Here is a 23,660-nt window from a genome sequence, read left to right as displayed (position 1 = left end):
GGCTACGCTTGTTTTAAAAAACATCACCAGGATGACACAGCGCAACAATACGCAGGGTTCGGGCGCGTGTCACACTGCTGCTCTTTTGCCTGAATGGAGGTCACCGCATGAATCTGGCATCTGGTCTGAAGAAACCCCTTGCCGCTTTGCTCACATCGATCGCCCTGCTCAGCGCCGCCCCCACGATGGCGGCGTCAACTTACGGCGAGCAGCTGGAAGGGTTTCAGTATCCTTTCCCGCTTCAGCGCTTCAACTTTTCCTCGCAGCAGCAGCCGCTCAGCATGGGCTATATGGATGTAAAGCCAGCCGGTCAGGCTAACGGGCGAACCGTCGTGCTGCTGCACGGCAAAAACTTTTGCGGCGCGACCTGGGAAGAGAGCATCCGCGCGCTAAGTCAGGCCGGTTATCGCGTCGTCGCGCCGGACCAGATTGGCTTTTGCAGCGCCAGTAAGCCGGCTAACTATCAGTACAGCTTCCAGCAGCTGGCGGACAACACCCATCAGCTGCTGGCGCATCTGGGCATAAAGAAAGCGGTTATCGTAGGTCACTCCACCGGCGGCATGCTCGCCACGCGCTATGCGCTGATGTATCCCGACGAAACGCAGCAGCTGGTGCTGGTGAATCCTATCGGGCTGGAAGACTGGAAGGCTAAAGGCGCGCCGTGGCGCAGCGTCGATCAGTGGTATCAGCGCGAGCTGAAGCTTGATGCCGCAGGCATTAAAAAATACGAGCAGCACACCTACTATAGCGGCCAGTGGAAGCCGGAATATGATAAATGGGTAGATATGCTGGCGGGGCTGAACGCCGGACCGGGACATGAAAAGGTGGCCTGGAACTCCGCGCTTATCTACGACATGATCTTTACCCAGCCGGTCTTTTATGAATTTGGCGATCTGAAAGTGCCGACCACGCTGATGATTGGCACCGCCGATACCACCGCTATCGGCAGCGATATCGCTTCGCCTGAGGTAAAAGCCACCCTGGGGCACTATGAGGTGCTGGGCAAAGAGGCGGCGAAGCGTATCCCTGGTGCGCGGCTGATTGAGTTTCCCGGCATGGGTCACGCGCCGCAGATGGAAGCGCCGACAAAATTTAACCAGTCGCTTATCGCGGCGCTGTCACAGGGTTAAAAAGGCGCTTTCTTCTCTTTTTTAGCGGCGTACATGCGTGCGTCGCTGGCTTCCAGCATCTGCTCCAGACTTTGCGGATGGGCGCTGGCGAACTCGACGATGCCTGACGAGAAGTGCAGCGCATAGCGACGATTCAGGCTGCTGGTCTGCTGTTGCAGATAGTGTCTGAACTCGCTGAGCAGCGCGTCCGCTTCCGGCTGATGCAGCCCATTGAATAGCACCACGAACTCATCACCGCCCAGTCGGGCAAACAGATCGGAGTGGCGGAAACAGACTTTCATCGCATCGGCGAAATCCATCAGCGCGCGATCGCCTTCGCGATGACCAAGGGTGTCGTTAATCTGCTTGAACTTATCAAGGTCGAGAAAGGTGAGGCAGGCCGGACGTTGTTTTAACATGCAGTCGTTGAGCACCAGCTGGCCCAGCGTCATAAAACCGCGTCGGTTGGTAATCTGCGTCAGCTCATCGCAGGTTGCAGTCTGAAAGGCTGCCAGTTCCGCTTCGGCCATGGCTGCCAGATCGCGCAGCGTCGCGCGATCGTCGGCGCTAAATTCACGCGATTCGTGACCAAGAATGCACAGCGTACCCACGTTAATGCCGCCCTGTCCGCGTAGCGGACAGCCAGCGTAAAAACGAATATGCGGCTCGCCGGTCACCAGCGGATTGTCATGAAAACGGCTGTCGTTGAGCGCGTTTTCGACCACCATCACGTCGTCCTGCAAAATCGCGTGACCGCAAAAAGAGATGTCGCGTGGCGTGGTCGATGCGCTGTAAGCGCCAGCCACGGATTTAAACCACTGCTGACTGGCTTCTACCAGGCTGACCAGCGCAATGGGGGCATTGAACAGACGGCGCGCCAGCCGTGTAAGACGGTCGAAACGCTCTTCCGGCGGCGTATTGAGGATTTTCATGTCGTGCAGCTGGACAAGGCGTTGCGCCTCATTAGCAGGATGTTGAGGTGCTCTCATCGCGTTACTCTTATAGTTAGTGAGACAGGTGAAGCGAAACTGGTGTAGCTACAAGGGCTTAAAAAGGCATCCTGCGATCGTTGCGATGGCCGACCACAGGATGTTGGGGACAATCAGAGCACTTTTTGTTCGGCGAGATCAAGGGCAAAATAGCTAAAAATCAGGTCCGCGCCGGCGCGCTTAATGGCGCCCAGGCTTTCCAGCACCACGTTACGCTCATCAATCGCTCCCGCCTGCGCGGCGAATTTGATCATGGCGTACTCGCCGCTGACCTGGTACGCAGCCAGCGGCAGCTCAGTGCGGTCGCGGATTTCGCGCAGCACGTCAAGGTACGCGCCGGCAGGTTTCACCATCAGGGAATCTGCGCCTTCGGCAGCGTCGATCAGCGACTCGCGAATGGCTTCGCGGCGGTTCATCGGATTCATCTGATAAGTCTTGCGATCGCCCTTTAAGGCAGTGCCTGCGGCTTCGCGGAACGGGCCGTAGAACGAGGAGGCGAACTTAGTGGAGTAAGACATAATGGCGGTCTGGGTAAAGCCCGCCGCGTCCAGCGCCTGACGGATCGCCTTCACCTGGCCATCCATCGCGGCTGAGGGAGCGATAAAATCCGCGCCTGCCGCTGCCGCGACCACCGCCTGTTTGCCGAGGTTGATCAGCGTAGCGTCATTATCGACGCCGTGATCGCACAGCACGCCGCAGTGGCCGTGGCTGGTGTATTCGCAGAAGCAGGTATCGGACATAACAATCATTTCCGGCACCGTGTCTTTACAAATGCGCGACATACGCGCCACCAGGCCGTTTTCGTTCCAGGCATCGCTGCCGGTCGCATCGGTGTGGTGGGAGATGCCGAAGGTCATCACCGAGCGGATGCCCGCTTTGGCGATGCGCTCAATCTCATAGGCGAGACGTTTTTCCGGAATGCGCATCACGCCCGGCATCGCTTCAATCGCTTTGTAATCATCAACGCCTTCCTCAACAAAAATCGGCAGGGCCAGATCGTTCAGGCTGAGAGAAGTTTCCTGGAAGAGTTCACGCATCGCCGGGCTGGAACGCAGCCTTCTTGGACGCTGGAGCAGAGAAAAGTCAGACATATTCATTCTTACACAGGTGAAAAAAGTAGCGTTAGTTTACTCCTTTTACCGGGTAACAATGAAGATTGTGTGCGGCGGCGGCGTGGCGCGCCAAAAAAATTCTCCCGCCGGACGGCGGGAGAATGCAGGTTACTCGTTAATGTTGGGGTGCTGCTGCACCAGATTTTTACGCTTCTCTTCCAGACGCGCGATCTCGGCATCAATATCTTCGATTTTCTGCTCGATGTTGTCGTGATGCTCTTGCAGGATCTCACGCGCCTCTTCGAGGTCAGAAGCCGCAGGCGTCGCGCCGCGCAGCGGTTTGTTCGCCGTCTCTTTCATATAGATGCCGGTAATCAGACCGATCACCGCGACCACCATCAGATAGTAGGCGGGCATATAGAGGTTGCTGGTCGCTTCCACCAGCCATGCCGCCAGAGTCGGCGTCAGACCTGCGATCAGCACGGAGATGTTGAAGGCGCTTGCCAGCGCGCTGTAGCGGATATGGGTCGGGAACATGGCCGGCAGCGACGACGCCATGACGCCGGTAAAGGCGTTGAGGATCACCGCCAGCAGCAGCAGACCCGCGAAGATCAGGCCCAGCACGCCGCTGTTAATCAGCATAAAGGCCGGGATAGCGAAGACCAGCAGCGCGATACTGCCGACGATAACAAACGGACGGCGGCCAAACCGGTCGCTGAGCATACCCATCACCGGCTGGACAAACAGCATGCCCAGCATAATGGCGATGATGATCAACACGCCGTGATCTTCCGAGTAGTGGAGGTTATGCGACAGATAGCTCGGCATGTAGGTCAGCAGCATGTAATAGGTCACGTTGGTGGCAATCACCAGACCGATACAGGCAAGCAGGCTTTTCCAGTGCTTGCTGGCAATTTCTTTAAACGACACTTTAGGACCATCGCGCAGCCCTTCGCGGTCGCCTTGCTCCAGCTTATCAACGTGCTGCTGAAACGCCGGCGTCTCTTCCAGCGCATGGCGCAGATAGAGACCGATAATGCCCAACGGCAGCGCGAGGAAGAACGGCAAACGCCAGCCCCATTCCATAAATTTCGCTTCGCCGATAATAGCGGAAATCAGCACCACGATGCCCGCGCCGAGCACGAAACCAGCAATAGAGCCAAAGTCGAGCCAGCTGCCCATAAAGCCGCGCTTGCGGTCAGGGGAATACTCCGCCACAAAGATTGACGCGCCGGTATATTCGCCGCCGACCGAAAAGCCCTGCGCCATTTTGGCGATCAACAGCAGAATCGGCGCCCAGATACCAATAGAGGCGTAAGAGGGGATCAGGCCGATACAGAAGGTACTGATCGACATAATGACGATGGTAATCGACAGGATTTTCTGGCGACCATACTTATCGCCCAGCATACCGAAGAACAGGCCGCCCAGCGGACGAATAAGAAAGGGAACAGAGAAGGTCCCAAGCGCGGCGATCATCTGCACGCCTGGCGACGCATCCGGAAAAAAGACCTTACCCAGTGCATAAGCAACAAAGCCGTATACGCCGAAATCAAACCACTCCATCGCATTTCCCAGCGAGGCGGCGGTAATGGCTTTACGCAAACGGGCATCGTCGATAATAGTGACATCATCCAGCCCGATAGGTTTGACACGCTTCCTACGTAGTTTCATAGAGTTACCCTGTAATAGCACATGAAATTCCTCAAGGTCGCGAACCGGATGAAGAGAGCAGTTCGCGGCATTGAGAAAATTAAAGCATAGCCCTTTGGCAGAATTTTCCACTGGCTACAATGAGCGATAATTAGTGTTGAAATTATCGCATCAGGTGGCAGAGTATACCGTTTTTCTTTGATATTTGTCATGTTTGGTCTGATATTGACCGGTTTCACCGCTTTTCGCCGCCGGGTTAAGCGACAGAAGAACCGGCAAATAAGCCTCGTTCCCCTGACGGTTTTTTCTCAAAATTTGAAGAGGCTCAACCTGTCGCGAAGCCGTTGTCTCTTTGCTGTGGGGTAGACGGGAATACTGGTAAAGGGGCAAGATATAGCTGAACTTACTGCTAATGCAGTATTCAATGATGCTTTGCGCTTTATTGTTAATGGAGGATCAATGGTAAGCAAAGAGACCGCGCCCTTTGATAATCCCTGGCTGTCAGCGATCGACAGCACCGAAAAGAAACTTACCCGTTCCTTGTTCAGCCAGCGACATTTCGCGTCAGAAAGGCCGGGCAGCCTCTGGTTTGCACACCACCCGCAGGCTCTCGCTGCTGGAAAACCGTCCAGATATGTAAACCATTGCTATGCCGTTGCCGGAGAGAGAAAGCGCGCCGAGCCGGCGCCGCCTCCGGTTGAGGCGTATCAGGAGCTGGAGCTGTTGCCGACGCTGGCCCGTATTAGCCAGCGGCTTCAGGCGCGAACCCGCCAGACGGCGCAGCCCAGCGCGCAGGATGAGAGCGTAGAGGTGGCGCTGCGCGTGGTAAGAAAACAGCGCGCGGCGCGGCTAAAGTAGCGAACGCAGCGGCTGATGGCGCAGCCAGGCGGCGATGTCTTCGACCGCCTGAGTAAAGTAGCGCCGGTAGTTATCGTCAGCAACATAGCCCAGATGAGGCGTGGCCAGCACGTTCGGCAGCTGGCGCAGCGGATGATCGGCAGGCAGCGGCTCGGTATCAAACACATCCAGCGCGGCTCCCGCCAGCTGGCCTGAACGCAAGGCCGCGATCATCGCCTGCTGATCCACCAGCCCGGCGCGTGCGGTATTGATCAGCAGCGCGCCCGGCTTCATCTGCGCCAGCGCCGCCGCATCCAGCAGATGGCGCGTGCGCTCGCTCAGTACCAGATGAAGCGACACGACGTCGCTTGCCGCCAGCAGCGCCTGTAGCGATGGCATCCGCCGCGCGCCGCACTCTGCCGCGCGCTCATCCGTCAGGTTCTGACTCCAGGCGCAGACCTGCATACCAAACGCCTGCGCCACTTTTGCCATGCCGCCGCCTATTTTGCCCAGTCCAATCAGCCCCAGTGTCTTTCCTTCAAGCGCAATGCCAAGATGCTGCTGCCAGGGACCGTTAGCGCGCAGCGCCTGATTCTCCGCCACGATATGACGCGCCAGCGCCAGCAGCAGGCCCCAGGTCAGCTCAAGCGGCGGCGCGCTGCTGCTGGCCGTGCCGCACACGGCGATGCCGCGCGCGCGGCAGGCGTCAAGATCGATGGCGGCGTTGCGCATGCCGGAAGTGACGATTAGCTTCAGGCGCGGCAGTCGCGCCAGGCGAGCGGCGGTGAGCGGGGTACGTTCGCGCATCACCACCAGAATATCGCTGTCGGCAAGCGCGGCCGTAAGGGCGTCGTCGTCGGCGATCGGCTGCTGCAATGAGCGGGTCTGTACGGCGGGCTGGAGCGAAGTCCAGTCAGCCAGCCTAAGGGCCACGTTCTGGTAGTCATCAAGAAGGGTGCAGTTGAGCATCGTGCAATTCCTCTCTGTGCAGCGGCTGCTGCCCATATTCAGCGAGCCAGGCGATCAGCGCGCCGTTCTCCATCGGACTGGCATAATAGTAGCCCTGAATAAAGGTCACGCCACGCTGGCGTAAATAGAGATACTGCAAGGCGGTTTCTACCCCTTCGCCCAGCACTTCCAGCTGTAGCTTGTGGCTGAGAGTGATAATAGCGTCGAGCACCGGCGTTTCGCCCGACAGCGATTCGATGGCGTTGATAAAGCCGCGATCGATTTTCAGGTAGTCCAGCGCAAAATTTTGCAGATAGCTTAGCGAGCAGTGCCCTGTGCCAAAGTCATCAATCGCCACCACCATGCCTTCGCTTCGCAGACGATCGAGCTTTTTCGCCACATCTTCGCCCTCTTTAATCAGACTGCGCTCCGTCAGCTCCAGCGTGATCAGCAGCTGCTTATGCTTAATTTTTTCCGCGAAATTCAGCATGTCCTGAATAAATGCGGGATGTTGCAGGTGCTCGGCGGCGACGTTGATACCGATATGAAAGCCCGGCGCGACCTCCCATTCCTGCACATCATCGGCAACGAGATCCAGCAGATGACGCGTCAGGGGAACAATCATGCCTTCAGCTTCCGCAGCGCCGATAAAAATATCCGGGCGGACAGGCTCGCCGTTCGGCAGCGTCCAGCGCAGCAGCGCTTCGGCTCCTCCGCACGTCTGCGTATTATTGTTGTACACCGGCTGGTAGTGCACCGAAAACTGACGGGCATTGATAGCGCGGCGGATTTCATCGCGCCAGGAGATGCGGCGCTGTAACCAGTTGGCGGTCAGCACCATCAGCAGCACAGAGAGAATGGCCGTCATCGGCAGAAAAATAAACATCACCTGCCGCCAGGCGCGCATCAGTTCTGCACCTGGCGTTTCTATTGTGACGCTGATGGGATAGCGGCTCGACTGCGCCTGATAACGCTGCGTGTTAAACAGGCTGGAGGAGGGCGGACTCTCTTTGCCCACAACAATGGGCGCGCCGTCATTGAAGCGCATAGTAAACCGGTAGCCGCGCGCCTCGCCCAGAGCGCTCATAAAGTCCATCAGATACTGGCCGTCAATAATGGCCCAGAAACCTTTAGTATCCGGCAGCTGGCGAACGAAGATCACCGCCGGGCGGTTTGGCACGCCAGCGGTGCCTGCCAGGGAGAGGCTCCACCAGGCCTTGCCGGTCACGGGCGGCGCGCGCTGCATCATATCGCTCAGCGTGCCGGGATTAAGGCCATACGCCGAGGAACAGGTGATCTTCTGCCCCTCTAGCTTGCCAATGGCGCGAAAATAGGCGTTAAGCGTGCCCGCGCGTTGCAGCTTGCCTTCAATATTATCGCAGGACTGGTAGTGATACTGACGGAGCCAGGTAATCATATCCCAGGCGCTGTCGCTCATCTTTTCCGCCTGTGAAAGAAGGGTATTCGCGGCGCTGATTTGCTGTTGCTGGAGGGTATGCCGCGCATCAATTGCAGTAAACATAATGCCAAGTAACAGAGGAAGCACCCCCGATAAGACAATAATGATTCTGGCGTAGTCGCGTTTTCGTTTTAACGGCGGCACCGCAAATTCCTCTGAATGTTGGCGTGTCTGTGAGGAGGTGCAAATTTAGTCAGCGCAGCATAGCACGCCCTCAGGCCGTGCAGGGTAGCGTTTTGCTCAGGCGAGCAGGTGATGTAGATCAAGTATCGACCGCGCTTTGCATTTATTGACATTGTTTTGCCGCTTTTGATATTTCCCACCGGTGAAAACGCTGTGTAACGATGACGCCACACTGAATAACCTAAAAAAAGAGGCGCATATGAGTACGGCAACGCTGGCATCCCCTTCTCTGCAACAACGGCTCTCTGACGCGGAATGGCAGGCGCGCGTCAGGCTGGCGCAGGCCTATCACCTGGCCGCGAAACTGCGCTGGACCGATCATATCTACACCCATTTCTCGCTACGCGTGCCGGGCGATGAGCCGCACTTTTTAATTAATGCTTACGGGCAGACCTTCGACGAAATCCAGCCGGATACCCTGGTAAAAATCGACATTGACGGGAATATCATCGACGACCCGACCGGCCTGGGGATCAACCCGGCAGGCTTTGTTATTCACAGCGCTATCCATCGCGCGCGTCCCGACGCCCATGCGGTGATGCATACCCATACGGCGGCGGGCATCGGCGTGTCGGCGCAAAAGCAGGGACTGCTGATGATCTCTCAGCACAGTACGCGCTTTCACCAGCGTGTCGCCTACCACGACTATGAGGGGATCGCCCTCGATCTCGACGAGCAGCAGCGCATCGTGGCCGATCTCGGCAGCCTCAACGCCCTGATCCTGCGCAATCACGGCCTGCTGACCGCCGGCGGCAGCATCGAAGAGGCGTTTTACAACCTCTACTACCTTGAGCGCGCCTGTCAGGCGCAGCTGGCCGCCCAGTCCGGCGGAGCGGAGCTGATTATTCTGCCGGATGCGGTGGCCGAGAAGGCCGCTCAGGCGTTCGATAACAGCATTCGCAATAAAAAATATCAGCTGCACTGGGACGCCTATATTCGCCAGCTTAACCGCAACGCCCTCTAAGGAACCTCAATGAACAGACTAAAAGGTTTTGCGGCAGCGCTGCTGCTGAGCGCCGCCACCCTGGCGCAGGCCGCGCCAGATCTCAGCAAGGTGACGCTGGTGCTGGGCGATCAGGCGCGCAACCTGCGGTCGCTGGTAGAGGCGTCCGGCGTGCTGAAGGACGCGCCCTACCAGTATCGCTGGGCTAATTTTCAGGGGGCAGCGCCGCTGTTCGAGGCGCAGCGCGCCGGCGCGGTGGATACCTCTTACGCAGGCGATCTGCCGGTGCTGATGGCGGCGTCCGGCGGCGTGCCGTTGAAAATCATTGCGACCAACGTTGGCGATGCGGGGTCTAACGGCCTGATTGTGCCCGCCGACTCGCCAGTGCGCAGCGTAAAAGATCTCGCGGGCAAAGAAGTGGTGGTGTCATCCGCGCGCGGCAGCATTTCGCAGCATCTGCTTTACGAAGCGCTGGAAGAGGCGAACGTGCCGCGCGACAAAGTGCCGGTACGCTTTGTTTTGCCGACCGACGCCAGCGCCGCCTTTAATTCCGGGCAAATTGGCGCATGGGCGACGTTCGATCCCTATCTCGGCATCGCCGAGCAGCACGGCGCGCGCCTGCTGCGCGACGGCAAAGGGCTAACGACCGCGCTATCGTTCGTCACCGCCACCCAGCAGTCGCTGGAGGACCCAGGCAAACGGGCGGCCATTGCCGATTTTGCGCAGCGGCTGGCGAAAGCGCGCGAATGGGCGCTGACGCATAAAGAGGAGTACAACCAGGTGTATGCGCAGCTGACGCGCCTGCCGCCTGCGGATGCTGAGAAGATTACCGCGCGCATCTCGCACGGCATCCGCGCCGTGTCGTCAGAGGATATTGCGAAGGTGCAGAAGGTGTCGGATCTGTTCAGCGAGCTGAAAATTCTGCCAGACAAGGTGGATGTCGCGGCCATTACCGACCGTAGTGTATTTCCTCAATAAGCCGAACCGGTTAAAAGGCGGCGCAGAGCGCATGGCTGTCTGCGTTTTGGCTCTGCTGGCCGCCTGCAAGTCAGACTAGTCGCTGAACAGCGTCTGGCGCAGCGCCAGCTCCACGCCGCGCAGCTCCGCCAGCCCTTTCAGGCGGCCAATCGCGGAGTAGCCTGGGTTGGTGCGCTTGTGCAGATCGTCAAGCATCTGATGGCCGTGGTCGGGGCGCATTGGAATGGCATGTTTTTCGCCCGCGCGCCGCCGACGCTGCTCCTCCGCCAGAATCACCTTGATCACGCCGACCATATCCACATCGCCCGCCAGATGCGCCGCTTCATGAAAACTATTGGGATTGGCTTCGCGCTGCGTGGCGCGCAGATGAATAAAGTTGATGCGATCCGCGAACCGCTCCGCCATCTGCGTCAGATTATTGTCGGCGCGTACGCCGTAGGAGCCGGTGCAGAAACAGAAGCCGTTGTGCAGACTGTCCACCGTCTCCTTCAGCCACTGCATGTCCTCCTCGGTGGAGATAATCCGCGGCAGGCCGAGAATCGGACGCGGCGGATCGTCCGGATGCACCGCCAGCCTGATGCCGACCTCTTCAGCGACCGGCACGATGGCGCGCAGAAACGCGGCCATATGCTCGCGCAGCCGGGCCTTATCGATACCGTCATACTGCGCCAGCTGCGCGCGGAACTGATCCAGCGTATATCCCTCTTCGGCGCCCGGCAGGCCAGCGATAATATTGCGCGTCAGTTGCGTCTTTTCGTCGTCGCTCATGGCGGCGAAACAGCGCGCGGCCGCCTCTTGTTCGGCGGCGGAATACGCCTGTTTCGCGCCCGGACGTTGCAGAATATGCAGCTCAAACGCGGCAAAGGCGTCGGCGTCGAAGCGCAGCGCTTTTGCGCCGTCAGGCAGCGTCCAGGCGAGATCGGTACGCGTCCAGTCGAGGACCGGCATAAAGTTGTAGCACACGGTATCAATGCCGCAGGCCGCCAGGTTGCGTATCGACTGCTGGTAATTCGCGATATAGCGTTGATAGTCGCCGCGCTGGGTTTTAATCGCCTCATGTACCGGGATGCTTTCCACGACTGACCAGACCAGCCCTTTTTCCGCCAGCAGCGCCTGGCGCGCTTTGATCTCTTCCACAGGCCAGACTTCGCCGTTGGGAATATGGTGTAAAGCCGTAACAATGCCGGTTGCGCCTGCCTGGCGTGCGTCATCTAACGAAACGGGATCCTTGGGACCATACCAGCGCCATGTCTGTTCCATTGTTTCTCCTTAGCCGCAAAATTTGGCCCAGTGGTCAGGCCGCTGGACCAAGAGTATGCTAGCCTGACGAGAAAGGCCGTGATCGCGATCGCAGCGCAATGAATTGCGCGGGTCGGAAAGGCCACGGGGCCTGCGCTACGCTGCACCGCTGCTGATGAGGAGAAAAACATGGCGCTGTCAGTGCTGAAAACGGAACGTCTTTATCGCCAGATCGCCAGTGCGATCGTAGAGAGTATTCAACACGGAGAATTTGCGCCTGGCGCGGCGCTGCCGCCGGAGCGCGAACTGGCGAAGCAGCTGGGCGTCAGCCGTTCATCGGTGCGCGAGGCGCTGATTGCGCTGGAGATGACCGGCTGGGTAGATATACGCACCGGCAACGGCGTGTTTGTGATGCAGCCGCTGCCGCAGACAGGCGCGCCCGCAGACGAGGCGGATTTCGGCCTGGAAGATCTGCTTCAGGCCCGGCTGGCGTTCGAAGGAATGCTGGCGGAGATGGCGGCGCGCCACGGCAGCCCGGCGCAGCGCGATCGGCTGCGCGCGCTGGCGGAGTCGCTGCTGCACTACAATACCAACGACGCGGCCTTTCTTGCGCAGGACAAGCGCTTTCATCTGCTGATCGGCGAGATGAGCGGCAACGAGGTGCTGCGCGACATGATGGAGTACCTGTGGAACAAGCGCGACAGCGCGCACTTTCGGCGGCTGGAGCGCCACTATGCGGATAACGCCTTCGCCGAAGAGATGAACCGCGACCATCAGCAGATTGCCGCCGCTATCTGCGCCGGGGATGCCGACGCCGCGCGCGCCGCGATGACGGCTCATCTCAGGCAGGTGCAGCAGCGGCTGCTGGGTTAGATTTTATGCCGTTTAGGCCGTCCCGCGCCGAGCATAATCGCCAGTCGACTGCCGCCCGGCGTGGTTTCCATCAGAATCTTGGTGATGCTGGTTAAGGGCACGGAAAGCAGCATGCCGACCGGTCCCAGCAGCCAGCCCCAGAAGATTAACGACAGAAACACCACCAGCGTCGACAGCCCCAGACCGCGTCCCATCACGCGCGGCTCCAGCATGTTGCCGAACACCATATGAATGGCGATAAACAGCGCCGCTACCAGCGCCGCATCGTAGCCGCTGTTGAGCAGCAGCGCCTGGAGCACGGGAGGAATACCGGCGATGATCGGGCCGATATTAGGGATATAGTTAAGAATAAAGGCCACCACGCCCCACAGCAGCGCAAACTTAACGTCGAGCAGAAACAGCGAAGCCCACACGGCCACGCCGGTAATCAGGCTGATCAGCGTTTTCAGAGCCAGATAGTGCGTTACGCCTTTCAGCGCCCGATGGAGTCCGGCGATGCGGATCTGCGGATTGGTCAGCGCGTTACGCATCTTGTAGGGCAGGTGATGCACTTCAAACAGCATAAACACTACCGTCAGGATCAGCAGCACAAAGTTGCTCATCATGCCGGAGAACTGCGTCAGCGCGACGGTGGCGAACGACATCAGCATATTGGGATCGAAGCGCTGCACCAGCGTATTGGTGGAGACGTGAATGCCGATGCCCGACGCCAGATGCTGCACCACGGCCATCTTCTGCTCCATTGTCGCGCGCAGCTGCGGATAGATGTCGGAAAACTCACTGACTGAGCTGGCCAGCACCGCGACCAGCAGCAGGATAACGATAAAGATCACCGTAATTACCACCGTGATCGCCAGCCCGCGCCGCCAGCCGCGCCGCATCAGAAAGGTCACGATAGGATTGAGTACGATGGCAAAAAAGGCGGCCAGTAAGAAGGGCACCATAATATCGGATGCGGCGCGGATACCGGCGAGAATAATCACCAGCATCGCCAGCTTAATCAGAATACTTTGCCCTATTTTTTCCTGCTGTAGTTCGCTCATTCCCTCTCCTGAAAAGCCAGACCGCAGTGAGTAGTGTAGCTGACAGGCAATTAAACGCCTGATTCGTCTCTAAAAGCGCAATAAGAATCAGAGAAATTAACCCTGAGCGACCTGACGGGTGCGCGCGCGGCGAAAGCGCGTATAGTTAGGTTTCCTGCATATAAAAATTAGTCAACCACGAGCGTAATTTGTCATGCCAGATCAACCCGCAGCGGAACCTGCTCATAAGGGCATCGGATTAACCCTCCTGATTATCTCTATCGTAATCTACAACTTCGCCAGCTATCTCACCATTGGATTACAGCTGGCGGTACTGCCCGGCATGGTGCATGACCAGCTTGGCTACAGCGCCTTCTGGGCGGGCGTGGTGATCAGCCTGCAATATCTGGCGACGCTGCTGAGTCGCCCCCACGCCGGGCGCTACGCCGACGTCTGGGGACCAAAGCGCGTGGTGGTGCTGGGGCTGGTGGGCGTGCTGCTGAGCGGTCTCTGCTATCTGCTGGCGGCGTGGCTGGCGGTCTCGCCGGTTGCCAGCCTGGCGCTGCTGTGCATCGGGCGCGTGATCCTCGGCATTGGTCAGAGTTTTACCGGCACCGGCACGTCGCTGTGGGGCGTGGCGCGCGTCGGATCGCTGCATATCGGTCGCGTTATCTCATGGAACGGCATCTGCACCTACGGCGCGATGGCGCTGGGCGCCCCGCTTGGCGTAATTATTTACCGTCATGGCGGACTGCTGCTGCTTTCCGGGGTAATTATCGCTATCTGCGCGCTGGCGATCCTGCTGGCGCTGCCGCGTCCGGCGGCAAAAGGCAGTCGCGCCCGGCCGCTGCCGTTTCGCGACGTGCTGGGAAAAATCTATGGTTTCGGCCTGATTCTGGCCGCTGGCTCGGCGGGGTTTGGCGTGATCGCCACTTTTATCACCCTGTTTTATCAGGCGAAAGGCTGGGACGGCGCGGCGTTCGCGCTCACGCTGTTCAGCGTCGCCTTCGTCGGCACGCGTCTTCTGTTTCCCAACGCGATTAACCGTCTCGGCGGGCTGCGCGTTGCCAGCGCCTGTCTGGCCGTCGAGGCTATCGGCCTGTTTCTGGTGGCGGGCGCGTTCGAACCCTGGATGGCTAAAACCGGGGCGCTGCTCACCGGCGCAGGCTTCTCGCTGGTGTTTCCGGCGCTCGGCGTGGTGGCGGTGAAAGCGGTGCCGCAGGCGAATCAGGGCAGCGCGCTGGCGACCTATACGGCCTTTATGGATCTGGCGCTAGGGATTACCGGTCCGGTGGCGGGCTTTATTATGAGCTTTGCAGGCGTGCCGCTGGTCTATCTGCTGACGGCGCTGCTGGTCTGCGTGGGGTTGTTCGGCACGCTGCGGCTAACGCGGCGTTTGTCGCAGGCGCCAGCAAAGGCGGAAGAGAACTAAAAAAAGCGGCCTCCGACCGAGGCCTAAAACGTGTCGTAAGACACAGATAAGGGTAGGGCGACGCGGCGGCCACTGACCGCCGCGCAACATTCAGGCCTGAAGCAGTTCAATACTGTGGCGGATCTGGCGTTCGATCTCGGCGGGCGTCCAGCTGTTCAGCTCAGAGGAGAACGGCTCGAAGGCATAGACGCCTTTGTAGCCGAGCATCTCCAGCCGCTTCACCTGCGCGACGCTGTTAAGTACGTCTTTATTGCTCAACATAATGCGCTCTTCATCGGTCAGTTCAGCCGTCGCGCGCGTATCTTCCACGCCGGAAAGATGCACGAGACCAATCATGCCAACGTCGATTTCCGCAGGAAATTCCTGTTCAGCATGTTCGTACAGATGATGGTGGAAGGTATCGATGACCAGCTTAAACGGCACCTGCGCGTCGCGGATAAGCTGCTGCGCCTGCACGGCCGAACGCAGCGAGCTGACCGGAAAGCCCAGCGGCTCCACCAGACCCTGTATGCCGTGCTGCGCAAAGCGCGGAGCCAGCGTGTTCATCGCCGCCATCGTCTCTTCAGGCGAGATGGCGACGCCTTCATTTAACGGGCACATCACCAGCGCTTTAGCGCCAATGGCCTGCGCGTCCTGCAACAGCGCGTCGGTTTTCGCCAGAAGCGCCTCATCCACGCGGTTAAACGGATAGACGGCGTTGATAGTCACCACTTCAATGTTGTATTTCGCCAGCAGATCGCGCGTCTGGCCGGCCGTCAGGTCATCGCACACCTTCCCGCTCGGCATATCATTACGCAGTTCTACTTTGTGCAAACCCAGACGCTGAACCAGCTGGAAAAAGGCTTCCAGAGAGAGGTTCGGGGCGATTTTACGGTTAATACAGAAACGGGTTGGATCGATGGCCATGCTGCGGCTCCTGTAGCGAGGCAAAGGACAGAGGAAATAATCTGCCGCCAAAGAGAACATTTATTTCATCAATAGTGAATTGTGAAATTTAAGGCTTGAGATCTGCCTCGCAATAATTTCATTTTTCGCGCTGTGGCAGCCTCTTTTACCGCTTTCGCCAGCGCGATACCTCCTCTGTAAACAGGCAGTCCGACGCGCGGTAAGCCTTGTCGGCACACGCTTTTTAAGGCCAGTCGAAAAAATGCGATCCATGCCGCTAAAAAGGAATCTTCCAAAAACTTTCATTTGAAAAATTTATTTCACTGTAATAGCTTCATTGCATGCTTTTGGTTTTGTCTGGCCGGATGACATTGCGTCACTGAGGCGCCAGACAACTCACCCATCTAAAGAGGCGACAGAATGAACATCACAGGAAACTTCATTGGCGGTCAAATCACTTACAGCGCCAGCAACGAAACGATTCCGGTTTACGATCCGGCAACCGGCAAAGTGGTGCGCGAGCTAACGCAGAGCACCGGCGCGGAAGTGGCCGAGGCGATTAAAGTGGCGCACGAGGCTTTTCCGGACTGGTCAAAAACGTCGCCGCTGCGCCGCGCTCGCGTGATGTTCAACTTTAAGGCGCTCATGGAGCAGCATCGCGACGAGCTGGCCGAACTGATCGTCTCTGAACACGGCAAAGTCTGGTCAGACGCGCAGGGCGAGCTGACGCGCGGGCTGGAAGTGGTGGAGTTTGCCTGCGGCATCCCTCATCTGATTAAAGGCGAGTACTCCGCCAGCGTCGGCACCGGCGTGGACAGCTATTCGCTGATGCAGCCGGTGGGCGTGGTGGCGGGCATTACGCCCTTTAACTTCCCGGCGATGGTGCCGCTGTGGATGTTCCCGATCGCGCTGGCCTGCGGCAATACCTTTGTGCTGAAGCCGCCTGCGCTCGATCCTTCTGCGTCAGTGCGTATGGCTGAGCTGCTCAAAGAGGCCGGTCTGCCGGACGGCGTCTTTAACGTGGTCCACTCTTCAAACGAAGATGCCGAACAGCTGTATAAAGATCCGCGCATTGCGGCGGTAAGCTTTGTCGGCTCCTCTGGCGTGGCTGAGCACATCTACAAAACCGCCAGCGCGCATGGCAAACGCGTGCAGGCGTTCGGCGCGGCGAAAAACCACGCCATCGTGATGCCGGATGCCGATCTCGACGCCACGGTAAACGCCATTATGGGCGGCGCGTTTGGCTCCGCAGGCGAACGCTGCATGGCGCTGCCGGTCGTAGTCGCAGTGGGTGACGATACCGCCGACAAGCTGATTGCCCGGCTGACTCCGCTGATCAAGGCGCTGCGCGTCGGTCCCGGCATCAACAAGGGCGCGGAAGAGAATGAGATGGGACCGGTGGTCTCCGCCGCGCACCAGAAAAAGGTGCTGGGCTATATCGACAAAGGCGAGCAGGAAGGCGCGAAGCTGGTAGTTGACGGCCGCAACTTCCAGGTGCCCGGCCATGCGGAAGGTTACTATGTCGGCGGCACGCTGTTCGATAACGTCACGTCGGAGATGACCATCTGGCGCGAAGAGATTTTCGGACCCGTGCTGAGCATTATGCGCGCGCCGGACTATAGCAGCGCGCTTCAGCTGGTCAACAGCCATGAATTTGGCAACGGCAGCGCCATCTTTACCAGCAACGGCCACACCGCGCGGGAATTTGTGCAGGATGTCGAGGCGGGCATGGTCGGCGTCAACGTGCCGGTGCCGGTGCCGATGGCGTTTCACAGCTTTGGCGGCTGGAAGCGTTCCGTATTCGGCGCGCTCAACGTACACGGCCCGGACGGCGTGCGTTTCTATACCCGCATGAAAACCGCCACGGCGCGCTGGCCGAGCGGCCAGCAGACGGTGTCGGAATTTAGTATGCCGACGCTGAGCTAAGCGCGCTGTTTTATCAACTCAGCTACAGGTCCGCGGCAGCGCGCCTGTAGCGGCTTGTTTGCAGGCTAAAAAGAGGAGTGAGGATGTCTTTTCTTTCAAAAGCACAGCAGCCGGACGGCAACGGCCGTATCCAGCATGTGACGCCGGAAAGCGCGGGCTGGCGCTATGTGGGCTTTGACGCCTATCTGCTGAAAAAAGGGGAAACGCTGCGGCTGAGCAGCGGTGATAAAGAGCTTTGCCTGGTGCTGGTCGCGGGACTGGCGTCGGTAAAAACGCGTCACGCGGAGTTTCCCGGCATTGGTAATCGCATGTCGCCGTTCGAGCGCGTACCGCCTTACTCTGTCTATGTGCCGCACAACGACGAAGTCGAAGTGACCGCCGACAGCGATCTGGAGCTGGCGGTATGCAATGCGCCGGGTCAGGGTAATTTGCCTGCGCGCCTGATCGCCCCGGCCGACGTTGGCGTTGAGCATCGCGGCAAAGGACGCAATCAGCGGCTGGTGCACAATATTCTGCCGGACGATAAGCCGGCTGACAGCTTGCTGGTGGTTGAGGTCTATACCAGTGAAGGCGATACCAGCTCTTATCCCAGCCACAAGCACGATCAGGAAAACAGCGACGCAGAGACTTATCTGGAAGAGACCTACTATCACCGTTTCGATCCTGAACAGGGCTTTGCCATGCAGCGCGTCTATACCGACGACCGCTCGCTGGATGAATGTATGGCTCCTTACAACCGCGATGTCGTGATGGTGCCGCGCGGCTACCACCCGGTAGCGACCATTGCCGGTTACAACAACTACTACCTGAACGTGATGGCTGGTCCGGTGCGCCTGTGGAAATTTACCTGGGAGAAAGATCACGCCTGGGTTAACAGCGACAGCTACCCGCGCGCTTAGCAGAGGCGGCGGGCAGAGACGAAAAAGGGCAATCCATTGATTGCCCTTTTTACTGTCACAAGCGGAAGTTAAGCATTAGCGTTGTTCAACGCCAGCGACACCGCCAGCGTCTGCGCCAGACAGAGAGACGCGACCTGCGAGCGGAAGCCGTCAACCTGCGCTTCCCGCACCACAAAGCAGACGTCGCTGAACGCCGCCAGCGGGCTGACCTGGCTGTCGGTAATAGCAATCTGATGCGCGCCGCGTTTCGCGCCCATCTCGACCAGCTCCACCGCTTCGCGCGCGTAAGGCGAATAGCTGATGGCGATCACCACGTCTTTGGGGTTTACCAGGCTGAGCTGCTCGGTAAACATACCGCCCAGGCCGTCGATCAGGAAAGCGCGGCGCTCAAGATGACGCAGCGCATAGACCAGATAGGAGGCGACGCTGAACGAGCGGCGCAGGCCGATAACATAGATGTTCTCGGCGTCGTTCAGCAGCTGCACGGCTTTATTAAGCTGGTCGGGATTCACCTGCATCGCCAGCTGCTGTAAGGCCTGGCTATTCACCATAGTAAAGACGTTCAGGATCTCCATCGGGCTTTCCGGCGACGTCGCCGCGTCATCCGTCGCGGTCTGGCGGAACAGGCGCGCACGCTCGGTATAGTTCACCGTCTCTTCCATCAAATGCTGGCGAAAGACCTGTTTCATCTCGTTAAAGCCGCTGAAGCCGAAGGCGTTAGCAAAGCGAATAAGTGTTGATGGCGGGACATCAGCCTGTGCGGCGATAGAGGCCACGGTATCGAAGGCAATGCTGTTGCTGTTATCAAGGATATAACGAGCCACCTGTTTCAGGCGCTTGCTCAGCGTTTCGTAACGGCGACGAATATCATCCTGTAACAGGGAAAGTTGAGTCGGGTTATTATTGGTCATTACTTCGGCCCGTTAAAAAGGAATTATGGCTGGATAATGAGCGCTATAGTACCAGATGAATGGAAAATTTCATTCGTTTGCGCCCATCGTGGGCTTTATTTCATGGGTTTATGAATTACCTCACATTATGCAGGGAATGTGGGGGAAAAAGAGGTGAAACCCAGAGATAAAGCGATGTGAACGATCCTGCGCGCGCTGAGGTCGCGCAGGACAGAGACGGCAAGGGCGCTTACAGCCCTGCGTTATCACGAATATATTTACGCGCCTTCACCGCATATTCGAATGGATTCGCCAGCGCCGGATCCTGCTCCGCTTCAACCACCATCCAGCCCTGGTAGCCATAGTCGTCCAGAATCTTAAACACAGGTCTGAAGTCAATTACGCCATCGCCCGGCACGGTGAAGGTGCCTTTTTTGACGCCGTCAAGAAAGCACAGATGCTGCTCGCGTACCTGCGCCACTACCTCGTCACGCACATCTTTCAGATGCACATGGAAGATGCGCGGCAGATACTTTTGCAGAACATCCAGCATCGCCTGCTGCGACCCTTCAGAGTAGTAGATATGGCCTGTGTCATAGAGCAGGCCGACATTGTCGTTGGTCAGCGCCATAAAGCGGTCAATCTCTTCTACGGTCTGAATACCGGTGCCCATATGGTGATGCAGGGTGACGCGCATTCCTTTTTCCGCCGCAATCTCCGCCAGCTCGTTATAGCCTTCAGCCGTCAGACGCCACTCTTCATCGCTGAAGATCGGCTTCTGCTCCAGCACCGGCAGAGTGGTGCCCTGAATGCTTTTGCTCTGTTCGGAACAGCCAATAACGCGCGCGCCCATGGCGTGCAGGAAGTTCATATGGTTGACAAATTCGTCAATGGTTTTTGCCTTGTCGCCGTTGGCGAAAAAGGTGCTGAACCAGGCGTTGCAGATCTCAATGCCGCGAATATCCAGCATCGGTTTCAGAATCGCCGGATCGCGCGGGTATTTGCTGCCGACTTCGCTGCCGGTAAAGCCTGCCAGCGCCATCTCGCTGACGGTCTGCTGAAAGGTGTTCTCTTTGCCCAGCTCCGGCATATCGTCGTTGGTCCAGCCAATCGGCGCGATGGCCAGTTTTACGTTCTGTTTGTTCATGTTTTAGTCCCGACAGGTCGGGGCGGCGGCGGCCGCCCGCAAGGAAAGGCTTATTTCTTGTCGTAAAACGTCGGACGCGGCGGCATCTCGACTGGCTCGATCGCGCCGCTCTGCTGCGCTTTCAGGCAGGCATCGGCGGCCACGGAGGCGGCAAAGCCGTCCCAGGCTGACGGCCCGGTCAGCTCGCCGGCTTTCACATCGTTGATAAAGGCCTGTAGCTCGATGTCGTAGGCCTCGATAAAACGATCTTTCCAGTCGGTCAGAATGGTGGTTGAGAGTTTAGCTTCGCTGCGCAGCTGCACCGAGGCGGGTTCAGGCAGCTTAGCGATACCGGTTTCACCCACCACCTCGCACTGAATGTCATAGCCGTAGGCGCAGTTAACGAAGATTTCGACGTCGATGCGCATCCCTTTTTGCGTTTCAAACAGCACGATTTGCGGATCTTTCAGGCGCGCATGGGATTTTGACGTCACGCGAGGAAACACCACCTGCACGCTCTTATAGTCGTCGTTGGTTAGCCAGCGCAGCACGTCCAGCTCGTGAATCAGCGTACTGGTAATCGCCATATCGGTGGTGTAGCTTTCCGGCACGGCGGGATTGCGATGCGCGCAGTGCAGCATCAGCGGCTCGCCAATGCCCCCGTCGGTGATCACTTTTTTCAGGGCGCGGTAGCCTGCGTCGTAGGGACGCATAAAGCCGACCTGCACCAGGCGCTTGCCGTGTTTGATTTCGGCGTCGACCACGCGGCGGCAGCCTTCGGCGCTCATCGCCAGCGGTTTTTCACAGAACACCGGCTTACCGGCGGCAATCGCCGCCAGCGTAAATTCTTCATGGGTAGGGTCCCATGAGGTTACCAGGATTGCGTCGACTTCCGGCGACTGGATCACCTGATGGCCGTCGGCGTAAACCTCTGCCTGAATATTCAGGCGCTGTAGCGCGGCGCGCGCGCCGTCAACGTTGATGTCCGACACCGCCACCACTTTCGCCCCCTGCAAAACGTTATTGCAGCGACGAATGTGTTCCTGGCCGATTGCGCCAGCACCGATAACGCCAAGTTTCAGAGTCATAATTACACCTGTAGGGTTCGTATCGAGAGAAAAAGGGCCGGATTTCCCGGCCGGAAATCAGTATTTACGCGCCTGGTCGAGATGGGCGTTAAGCTTGTCCGCCACCGCCTGGGTGCGTTCAGAATCCGAGGCCTGCGCCACGCCGACGTGCCACCAGCTGAAATATTTGTGCACCATCGTTTTCGGCAGCACCTTGATATCGATAAGCGTCGAAACCGGCGAGTGGCGCGCCTCTTCCAGCGCGGTCTTCAGCTGCTCCAGCGTGGTAACGCGCCAGGTTTTGCAGCCGTAGCCCGCGGCGATGGCGGCGAAATCTACCGGCACAAAGCCGCCGTCCAGCTTGCCGCCTTCCGGATTGCGGAAGCGAAATTCGGTGCTGAAGCTGTCCATGCCGTGTTCCATTTGCAGATTGTTAATGCAGCCGTTGGTCATGTTGTCGAACAGCACCACGTTGATCTTGGCGCGCTCCTGAATAGAGGTGACCAGCTCGGAGTGCAGCATCATAAAAGAGCCGTCGCCCAGCAGCGCATAGACCTCGCGATGGGGCTGCGCCAGCTTCGCCCCCAGCGCGGCGTTTACCTCATAGCCCATGCAGGAGTAGCCGTACTCAACGTGATACGAGTTGTAGTCGCGGGTGCGCCAGACGCGCTGAAGATCGCCCGGCAGACTGCCCGCTGCCGCCACAATCACCGCATCCTTTGGGAGCTGCTCATTTAGCGTGCCGAGCACGCGGCTCTGCGTGAGCACTGACTGGGTAAGACGATTGAACTCGGCAAATACCGCATCGCGGTCGATATGGTCAGCGATTTCAGGGATAAAACCTTCGCCGCTGTATTCCACCTGATAGACGCGCTGTGTCTCTTTCAGCAGCTTGCTCTGCGCCTGCTCAATCTGACTGCCCCAGTCGTTGCTGTAGGACTTATCGGCCAGTCCGGCTTCCAGCGCGGTAAGCGCTTCGCGCGCGTCGGCCAGCAGCTGCACGCCGTCGAGCTTATAGCTGTCGAAATTGCTGACGTTGACGTTCAGGAAGCTGACGTCCGGATGCTGGAAAATCCATTTTGAGGCGGTGGTGAAGTCGGTGTAGCGCGTGCCGACGCCAATCACCAGATCCGCCTCTTTCGCCAGCAGGTTGGCGGCCAGACAGCCGGTTTCGCCTACGCCGCCCACGTTCAGCGGGTGGTCGGAAACAAGGGTGCCTTTTCCTGCCTGGGTTTCAGCGAAGGGGATCTGGTAGCGCTCGGCGAACTGACGCAGCGCCTCGCCCGCTTCGGAATATTTTACGCCGCCGCCCAGCACAATCAGAGGCTTACGCTTGCGGGTAATCAGCGACAGCGCATCCTCCAGCTGCGCGGCGGTGGGCAGACGACGGTCAAGACGGTGCACGCGCTTCTGGAAAAAGTAGTCTGGGAAATCCCAGGCTTCGCCCTGCACGTCCTGCGGCAGCGCAAGGGTGACGGCGCCGGTCTCGGCGGGATCGGTGAGCACGCGCAGCGCATTGATGCAGGCGCTCATCAGCTGTTCGGGACGGCTGACGCGATCCCAGTATTTGCTTACCGCGCGGAAAGCGTCGTTAGTGCTGATGCTGAGATCGTAGCTCTGCTCAATCTGCTGCAACACCGGATCGGGCTGGCGCGTGGCGAAAACGTCGCCCGGCAGCAGCAGCAGAGGAATACGGTTCGCGGTGGCCGTGGCCGCGGCGGTAATCATATTGGCCGCTCCCGGACCCACCGACGAGCTACAGGCGATAATCTGGCGGCGCAGAGACTGCTTAGCGAAGCCCATCGCGGCGTGCGCCATGCCCTGTTCGTTGCGGCCCTGATGCACAATCAGATCGCCGCTGTCCTGCTCCAGCGCCTGTCCCAGCCCCAGCACGTTGCCGTGACCAAAAATCGCGAACAGGCCTTTCACAAACTTTGTTTCCACGCCATCGACGTTGATGTATTGATTATCAAGAAACTTAACCAGCGCCTGCGCAGTGGTCATTCTGATTGTGCCCATATGCTCTTCCTTACTTGCTGCAACCTGCTAAACAGGCTGGCGACGCGGCGTATCGCGAGAAGCGACCGCAGGTGACTGAAACGTGAAGCGATTATAAACAAATATATTTTTCATAAAACACGATTACAGAA

20 protein-coding genes are annotated in these 23,660 nt (G+C 58.5%); 8 read left to right on the top strand and 12 right to left on the bottom strand.

Annotated features, from left to right (window positions below; all coding sequences use genetic code 11):
• The first annotated feature begins 107 nt into the window (after window positions 1-107).
• A complete protein-coding gene (locus BBB56_RS09415; protein ID WP_123800697.1) occupies window positions 108-1,130 on the top strand; it encodes an alpha/beta fold hydrolase in 1,023 nt (340 codons plus the stop codon).
• On the opposite strand, the gene BBB56_RS09410 is transcribed toward BBB56_RS09415, so the two are convergent.
• The 3 genes from BBB56_RS09410 to proP all read right to left on the bottom strand — a co-directional run bounded on the left by BBB56_RS09410 (window position 1,127) and on the right by proP (window position 4,824).
• Window positions 1,127-2,098 carry a sensor domain-containing diguanylate cyclase gene (locus BBB56_RS09410; RefSeq protein WP_123800696.1) on the bottom strand — a complete coding sequence of 324 codons (972 nt, stop codon included), beginning with the start codon at window positions 2,096-2,098 and terminating at the stop codon, window positions 1,127-1,129. The genes BBB56_RS09415 and BBB56_RS09410 overlap by 4 nt on opposite strands.
• A gap of 113 nt (window positions 2,099-2,211) precedes the next feature.
• Entirely contained in the window at window positions 2,212-3,189 is a 978-nt protein-coding gene (gene hemB / locus BBB56_RS09405) for a porphobilinogen synthase (protein ID WP_123800695.1), read from the bottom strand.
• Window positions 3,190-3,318: 129 nt separating this feature from the next.
• Entirely contained in the window at window positions 3,319-4,824 is a 1,506-nt protein-coding gene (gene proP / locus BBB56_RS09400; RefSeq protein ID WP_123800694.1) for a glycine betaine/L-proline transporter ProP, read from the bottom strand.
• Between the two features lie 438 nt (window positions 4,825-5,262).
• Between proP and BBB56_RS09395 the strand changes: the two genes are divergently transcribed.
• Window positions 5,263-5,661, top strand: coding sequence for a hypothetical protein (locus BBB56_RS09395; protein WP_123800693.1), 399 nt, complete (start codon window positions 5,263-5,265; stop codon window positions 5,659-5,661).
• Here the strand turns inward: BBB56_RS09395 and BBB56_RS09390 are convergent.
• Both BBB56_RS09390 and BBB56_RS09385 read right to left on the bottom strand, forming a co-directional pair.
• Window positions 5,653-6,609, bottom strand: coding sequence for a D-2-hydroxyacid dehydrogenase family protein (locus BBB56_RS09390; protein WP_123800692.1), 957 nt, complete (start codon window positions 6,607-6,609; stop codon window positions 5,653-5,655). The genes BBB56_RS09395 and BBB56_RS09390 overlap by 9 nt on opposite strands.
• Window positions 6,587-8,191: an EAL domain-containing protein gene (locus BBB56_RS09385; RefSeq protein ID WP_123800691.1), complete on the bottom strand. Its 1,605-nt coding sequence runs from the start codon at window positions 8,189-8,191 to the stop codon at window positions 6,587-6,589. Before BBB56_RS09385 ends, BBB56_RS09390 begins: the two co-directional genes overlap by 23 nt.
• Window positions 8,192-8,429: 238 nt before the next feature.
• Between BBB56_RS09385 and BBB56_RS09380 the strand changes: the two genes are divergently transcribed.
• Window positions 8,430-9,194: a class II aldolase/adducin family protein gene (locus tag BBB56_RS09380; protein WP_123800690.1), complete on the top strand. Its 765-nt coding sequence runs from the start codon at window positions 8,430-8,432 to the stop codon at window positions 9,192-9,194.
• Window positions 9,195-9,203: 9 nt separating this feature from the next.
• Window positions 9,204-10,151, top strand: coding sequence for an ABC transporter substrate-binding protein (locus tag BBB56_RS09375; protein WP_123800689.1), 948 nt, complete (start codon window positions 9,204-9,206; stop codon window positions 10,149-10,151).
• A 75-nt stretch (window positions 10,152-10,226) separates the two neighbouring features.
• Here BBB56_RS09375 and uxuA read toward each other — a convergent pair whose 3' ends face one another.
• Window positions 10,227-11,411 carry a mannonate dehydratase gene (gene uxuA / locus BBB56_RS09370; protein ID WP_123800688.1) on the bottom strand — a complete coding sequence of 395 codons (1,185 nt, stop codon included), beginning with the start codon at window positions 11,409-11,411 and terminating at the stop codon, window positions 10,227-10,229.
• Between the two features lie 168 nt (window positions 11,412-11,579).
• Here uxuA and BBB56_RS09365 point away from each other — a divergent pair, with 168 nt between their 5' ends.
• Window positions 11,580-12,263, top strand: coding sequence for a FadR/GntR family transcriptional regulator (locus tag BBB56_RS09365; RefSeq protein ID WP_123800687.1), 684 nt, complete (start codon window positions 11,580-11,582; stop codon window positions 12,261-12,263).
• Here BBB56_RS09365 and BBB56_RS09360 read toward each other — a convergent pair.
• Window positions 12,260-13,306, bottom strand: coding sequence for an AI-2E family transporter (locus BBB56_RS09360; RefSeq protein ID WP_123800686.1), 1,047 nt, complete (start codon window positions 13,304-13,306; stop codon window positions 12,260-12,262). The genes BBB56_RS09365 and BBB56_RS09360 overlap by 4 nt on opposite strands.
• A 193-nt stretch (window positions 13,307-13,499) precedes the next feature.
• Here BBB56_RS09360 and BBB56_RS09355 point away from each other — a divergent pair, with 193 nt between their 5' ends.
• A complete protein-coding gene (locus BBB56_RS09355) occupies window positions 13,500-14,717 on the top strand; it encodes an MFS transporter (protein ID WP_123800685.1) in 1,218 nt (405 codons plus the stop codon).
• A 90-nt stretch (window positions 14,718-14,807) separates the two neighbouring features.
• Here the strand turns inward: BBB56_RS09355 and BBB56_RS09350 are convergent, their stop codons facing one another.
• The gene (locus tag BBB56_RS09350; protein ID WP_123800684.1) at window positions 14,808-15,623 is read right to left on the bottom strand and encodes a TIM barrel protein; all 816 of its coding nucleotides are present in this window, start codon (window positions 15,621-15,623) and stop codon (window positions 14,808-14,810) included.
• A 399-nt stretch (window positions 15,624-16,022) separates the two neighbouring features.
• Here BBB56_RS09350 and BBB56_RS09345 point away from each other — a divergent pair, with 399 nt between their 5' ends.
• Entirely contained in the window at window positions 16,023-17,528 is a 1,506-nt protein-coding gene (locus tag BBB56_RS09345) for a CoA-acylating methylmalonate-semialdehyde dehydrogenase (protein WP_123800683.1), read from the top strand.
• Window positions 17,529-17,611: 83 nt separating this feature from the next.
• Window positions 17,612-18,427: a 5-deoxy-glucuronate isomerase gene (gene iolB / locus BBB56_RS09340; RefSeq protein ID WP_123800682.1), complete on the top strand. Its 816-nt coding sequence runs from the start codon at window positions 17,612-17,614 to the stop codon at window positions 18,425-18,427.
• A 68-nt stretch (window positions 18,428-18,495) separates the two neighbouring features.
• On the opposite strand, the gene BBB56_RS09335 is transcribed toward iolB, so the two are convergent.
• From BBB56_RS09335 to iolD, 4 genes are all read right to left on the bottom strand, one after another.
• Complete coding sequence (locus BBB56_RS09335; protein WP_123800681.1) at window positions 18,496-19,338, bottom strand: MurR/RpiR family transcriptional regulator; 843 nt, start codon at window positions 19,336-19,338, stop codon at window positions 18,496-18,498.
• Between the two features lie 229 nt (window positions 19,339-19,567).
• Window positions 19,568-20,464: a myo-inosose-2 dehydratase gene (gene iolE, locus BBB56_RS09330; protein WP_123800680.1), complete on the bottom strand. Its 897-nt coding sequence runs from the start codon at window positions 20,462-20,464 to the stop codon at window positions 19,568-19,570.
• A 50-nt stretch (window positions 20,465-20,514) separates the two neighbouring features.
• Entirely contained in the window at window positions 20,515-21,531 is a 1,017-nt protein-coding gene (gene iolG / locus BBB56_RS09325) for a bifunctional inositol 2-dehydrogenase/D-chiro-inositol 1-dehydrogenase (protein ID WP_123800679.1), read from the bottom strand.
• Between the two features lie 57 nt (window positions 21,532-21,588).
• Window positions 21,589-23,529: a 3D-(3,5/4)-trihydroxycyclohexane-1,2-dione acylhydrolase (decyclizing) gene (iolD, locus tag BBB56_RS09320; protein WP_123800678.1), complete on the bottom strand. Its 1,941-nt coding sequence runs from the start codon at window positions 23,527-23,529 to the stop codon at window positions 21,589-21,591.
• Window positions 23,530-23,660 lie beyond the last annotated feature (131 nt).

The sequence above is a fragment of the Candidatus Pantoea deserta genome, from assembly GCF_003813865.1.
Lineage (GTDB): Bacteria > Pseudomonadota > Gammaproteobacteria > Enterobacterales > Enterobacteriaceae > Pantoea > Pantoea deserta.
The sequence above is the reverse complement of the archived record's forward strand: the minus strand, read 5'-3'. Positions and strand labels throughout refer to the sequence as shown.

What these genes read in the sequence shown, in the direction of transcription:
- BBB56_RS09415 (WP_123800697.1), top strand. Translation starts at nt 108, where the DNA reads ATGAATCTGGCATCTGGTCTGAAGAAACCCCTTGCCGCTTTGCTCACA.
- BBB56_RS09410 (WP_123800696.1), bottom strand. Translation starts at nt 2,098, where the DNA reads ATGAGAGCACCTCAACATCCTGCTAATGAGGCGCAACGCCTTGTCCAG.
- hemB (WP_123800695.1), bottom strand. Translation starts at nt 3,189, where the DNA reads ATGTCTGACTTTTCTCTGCTCCAGCGTCCAAGAAGGCTGCGTTCCAGC.
- proP (WP_123800694.1), bottom strand. Translation starts at nt 4,824, where the DNA reads ATGAAACTACGTAGGAAGCGTGTCAAACCTATCGGGCTGGATGATGTC.
- BBB56_RS09395 (WP_123800693.1), top strand. Translation starts at nt 5,263, where the DNA reads ATGGTAAGCAAAGAGACCGCGCCCTTTGATAATCCCTGGCTGTCAGCG.
- BBB56_RS09390 (WP_123800692.1), bottom strand. Translation starts at nt 6,609, where the DNA reads ATGCTCAACTGCACCCTTCTTGATGACTACCAGAACGTGGCCCTTAGG.
- BBB56_RS09380 (WP_123800690.1), top strand. Translation starts at nt 8,430, where the DNA reads ATGAGTACGGCAACGCTGGCATCCCCTTCTCTGCAACAACGGCTCTCT.
- BBB56_RS09375 (WP_123800689.1), top strand. Translation starts at nt 9,204, where the DNA reads ATGAACAGACTAAAAGGTTTTGCGGCAGCGCTGCTGCTGAGCGCCGCC.
- uxuA (WP_123800688.1), bottom strand. Translation starts at nt 11,411, where the DNA reads ATGGAACAGACATGGCGCTGGTATGGTCCCAAGGATCCCGTTTCGTTA.
- BBB56_RS09365 (WP_123800687.1), top strand. Translation starts at nt 11,580, where the DNA reads ATGGCGCTGTCAGTGCTGAAAACGGAACGTCTTTATCGCCAGATCGCC.
- BBB56_RS09360 (WP_123800686.1), bottom strand. Translation starts at nt 13,306, where the DNA reads ATGAGCGAACTACAGCAGGAAAAAATAGGGCAAAGTATTCTGATTAAG.
- BBB56_RS09355 (WP_123800685.1), top strand. Translation starts at nt 13,500, where the DNA reads ATGCCAGATCAACCCGCAGCGGAACCTGCTCATAAGGGCATCGGATTA.
- BBB56_RS09350 (WP_123800684.1), bottom strand. Translation starts at nt 15,623, where the DNA reads ATGGCCATCGATCCAACCCGTTTCTGTATTAACCGTAAAATCGCCCCG.
- BBB56_RS09345 (WP_123800683.1), top strand. Translation starts at nt 16,023, where the DNA reads ATGAACATCACAGGAAACTTCATTGGCGGTCAAATCACTTACAGCGCC.
- iolB (WP_123800682.1), top strand. Translation starts at nt 17,612, where the DNA reads ATGTCTTTTCTTTCAAAAGCACAGCAGCCGGACGGCAACGGCCGTATC.
- BBB56_RS09335 (WP_123800681.1), bottom strand. Translation starts at nt 19,338, where the DNA reads ATGACCAATAATAACCCGACTCAACTTTCCCTGTTACAGGATGATATT.
- iolE (WP_123800680.1), bottom strand. Translation starts at nt 20,464, where the DNA reads ATGAACAAACAGAACGTAAAACTGGCCATCGCGCCGATTGGCTGGACC.
- iolG (WP_123800679.1), bottom strand. Translation starts at nt 21,531, where the DNA reads ATGACTCTGAAACTTGGCGTTATCGGTGCTGGCGCAATCGGCCAGGAA.
- iolD (WP_123800678.1), bottom strand. Translation starts at nt 23,529, where the DNA reads ATGGGCACAATCAGAATGACCACTGCGCAGGCGCTGGTTAAGTTTCTT.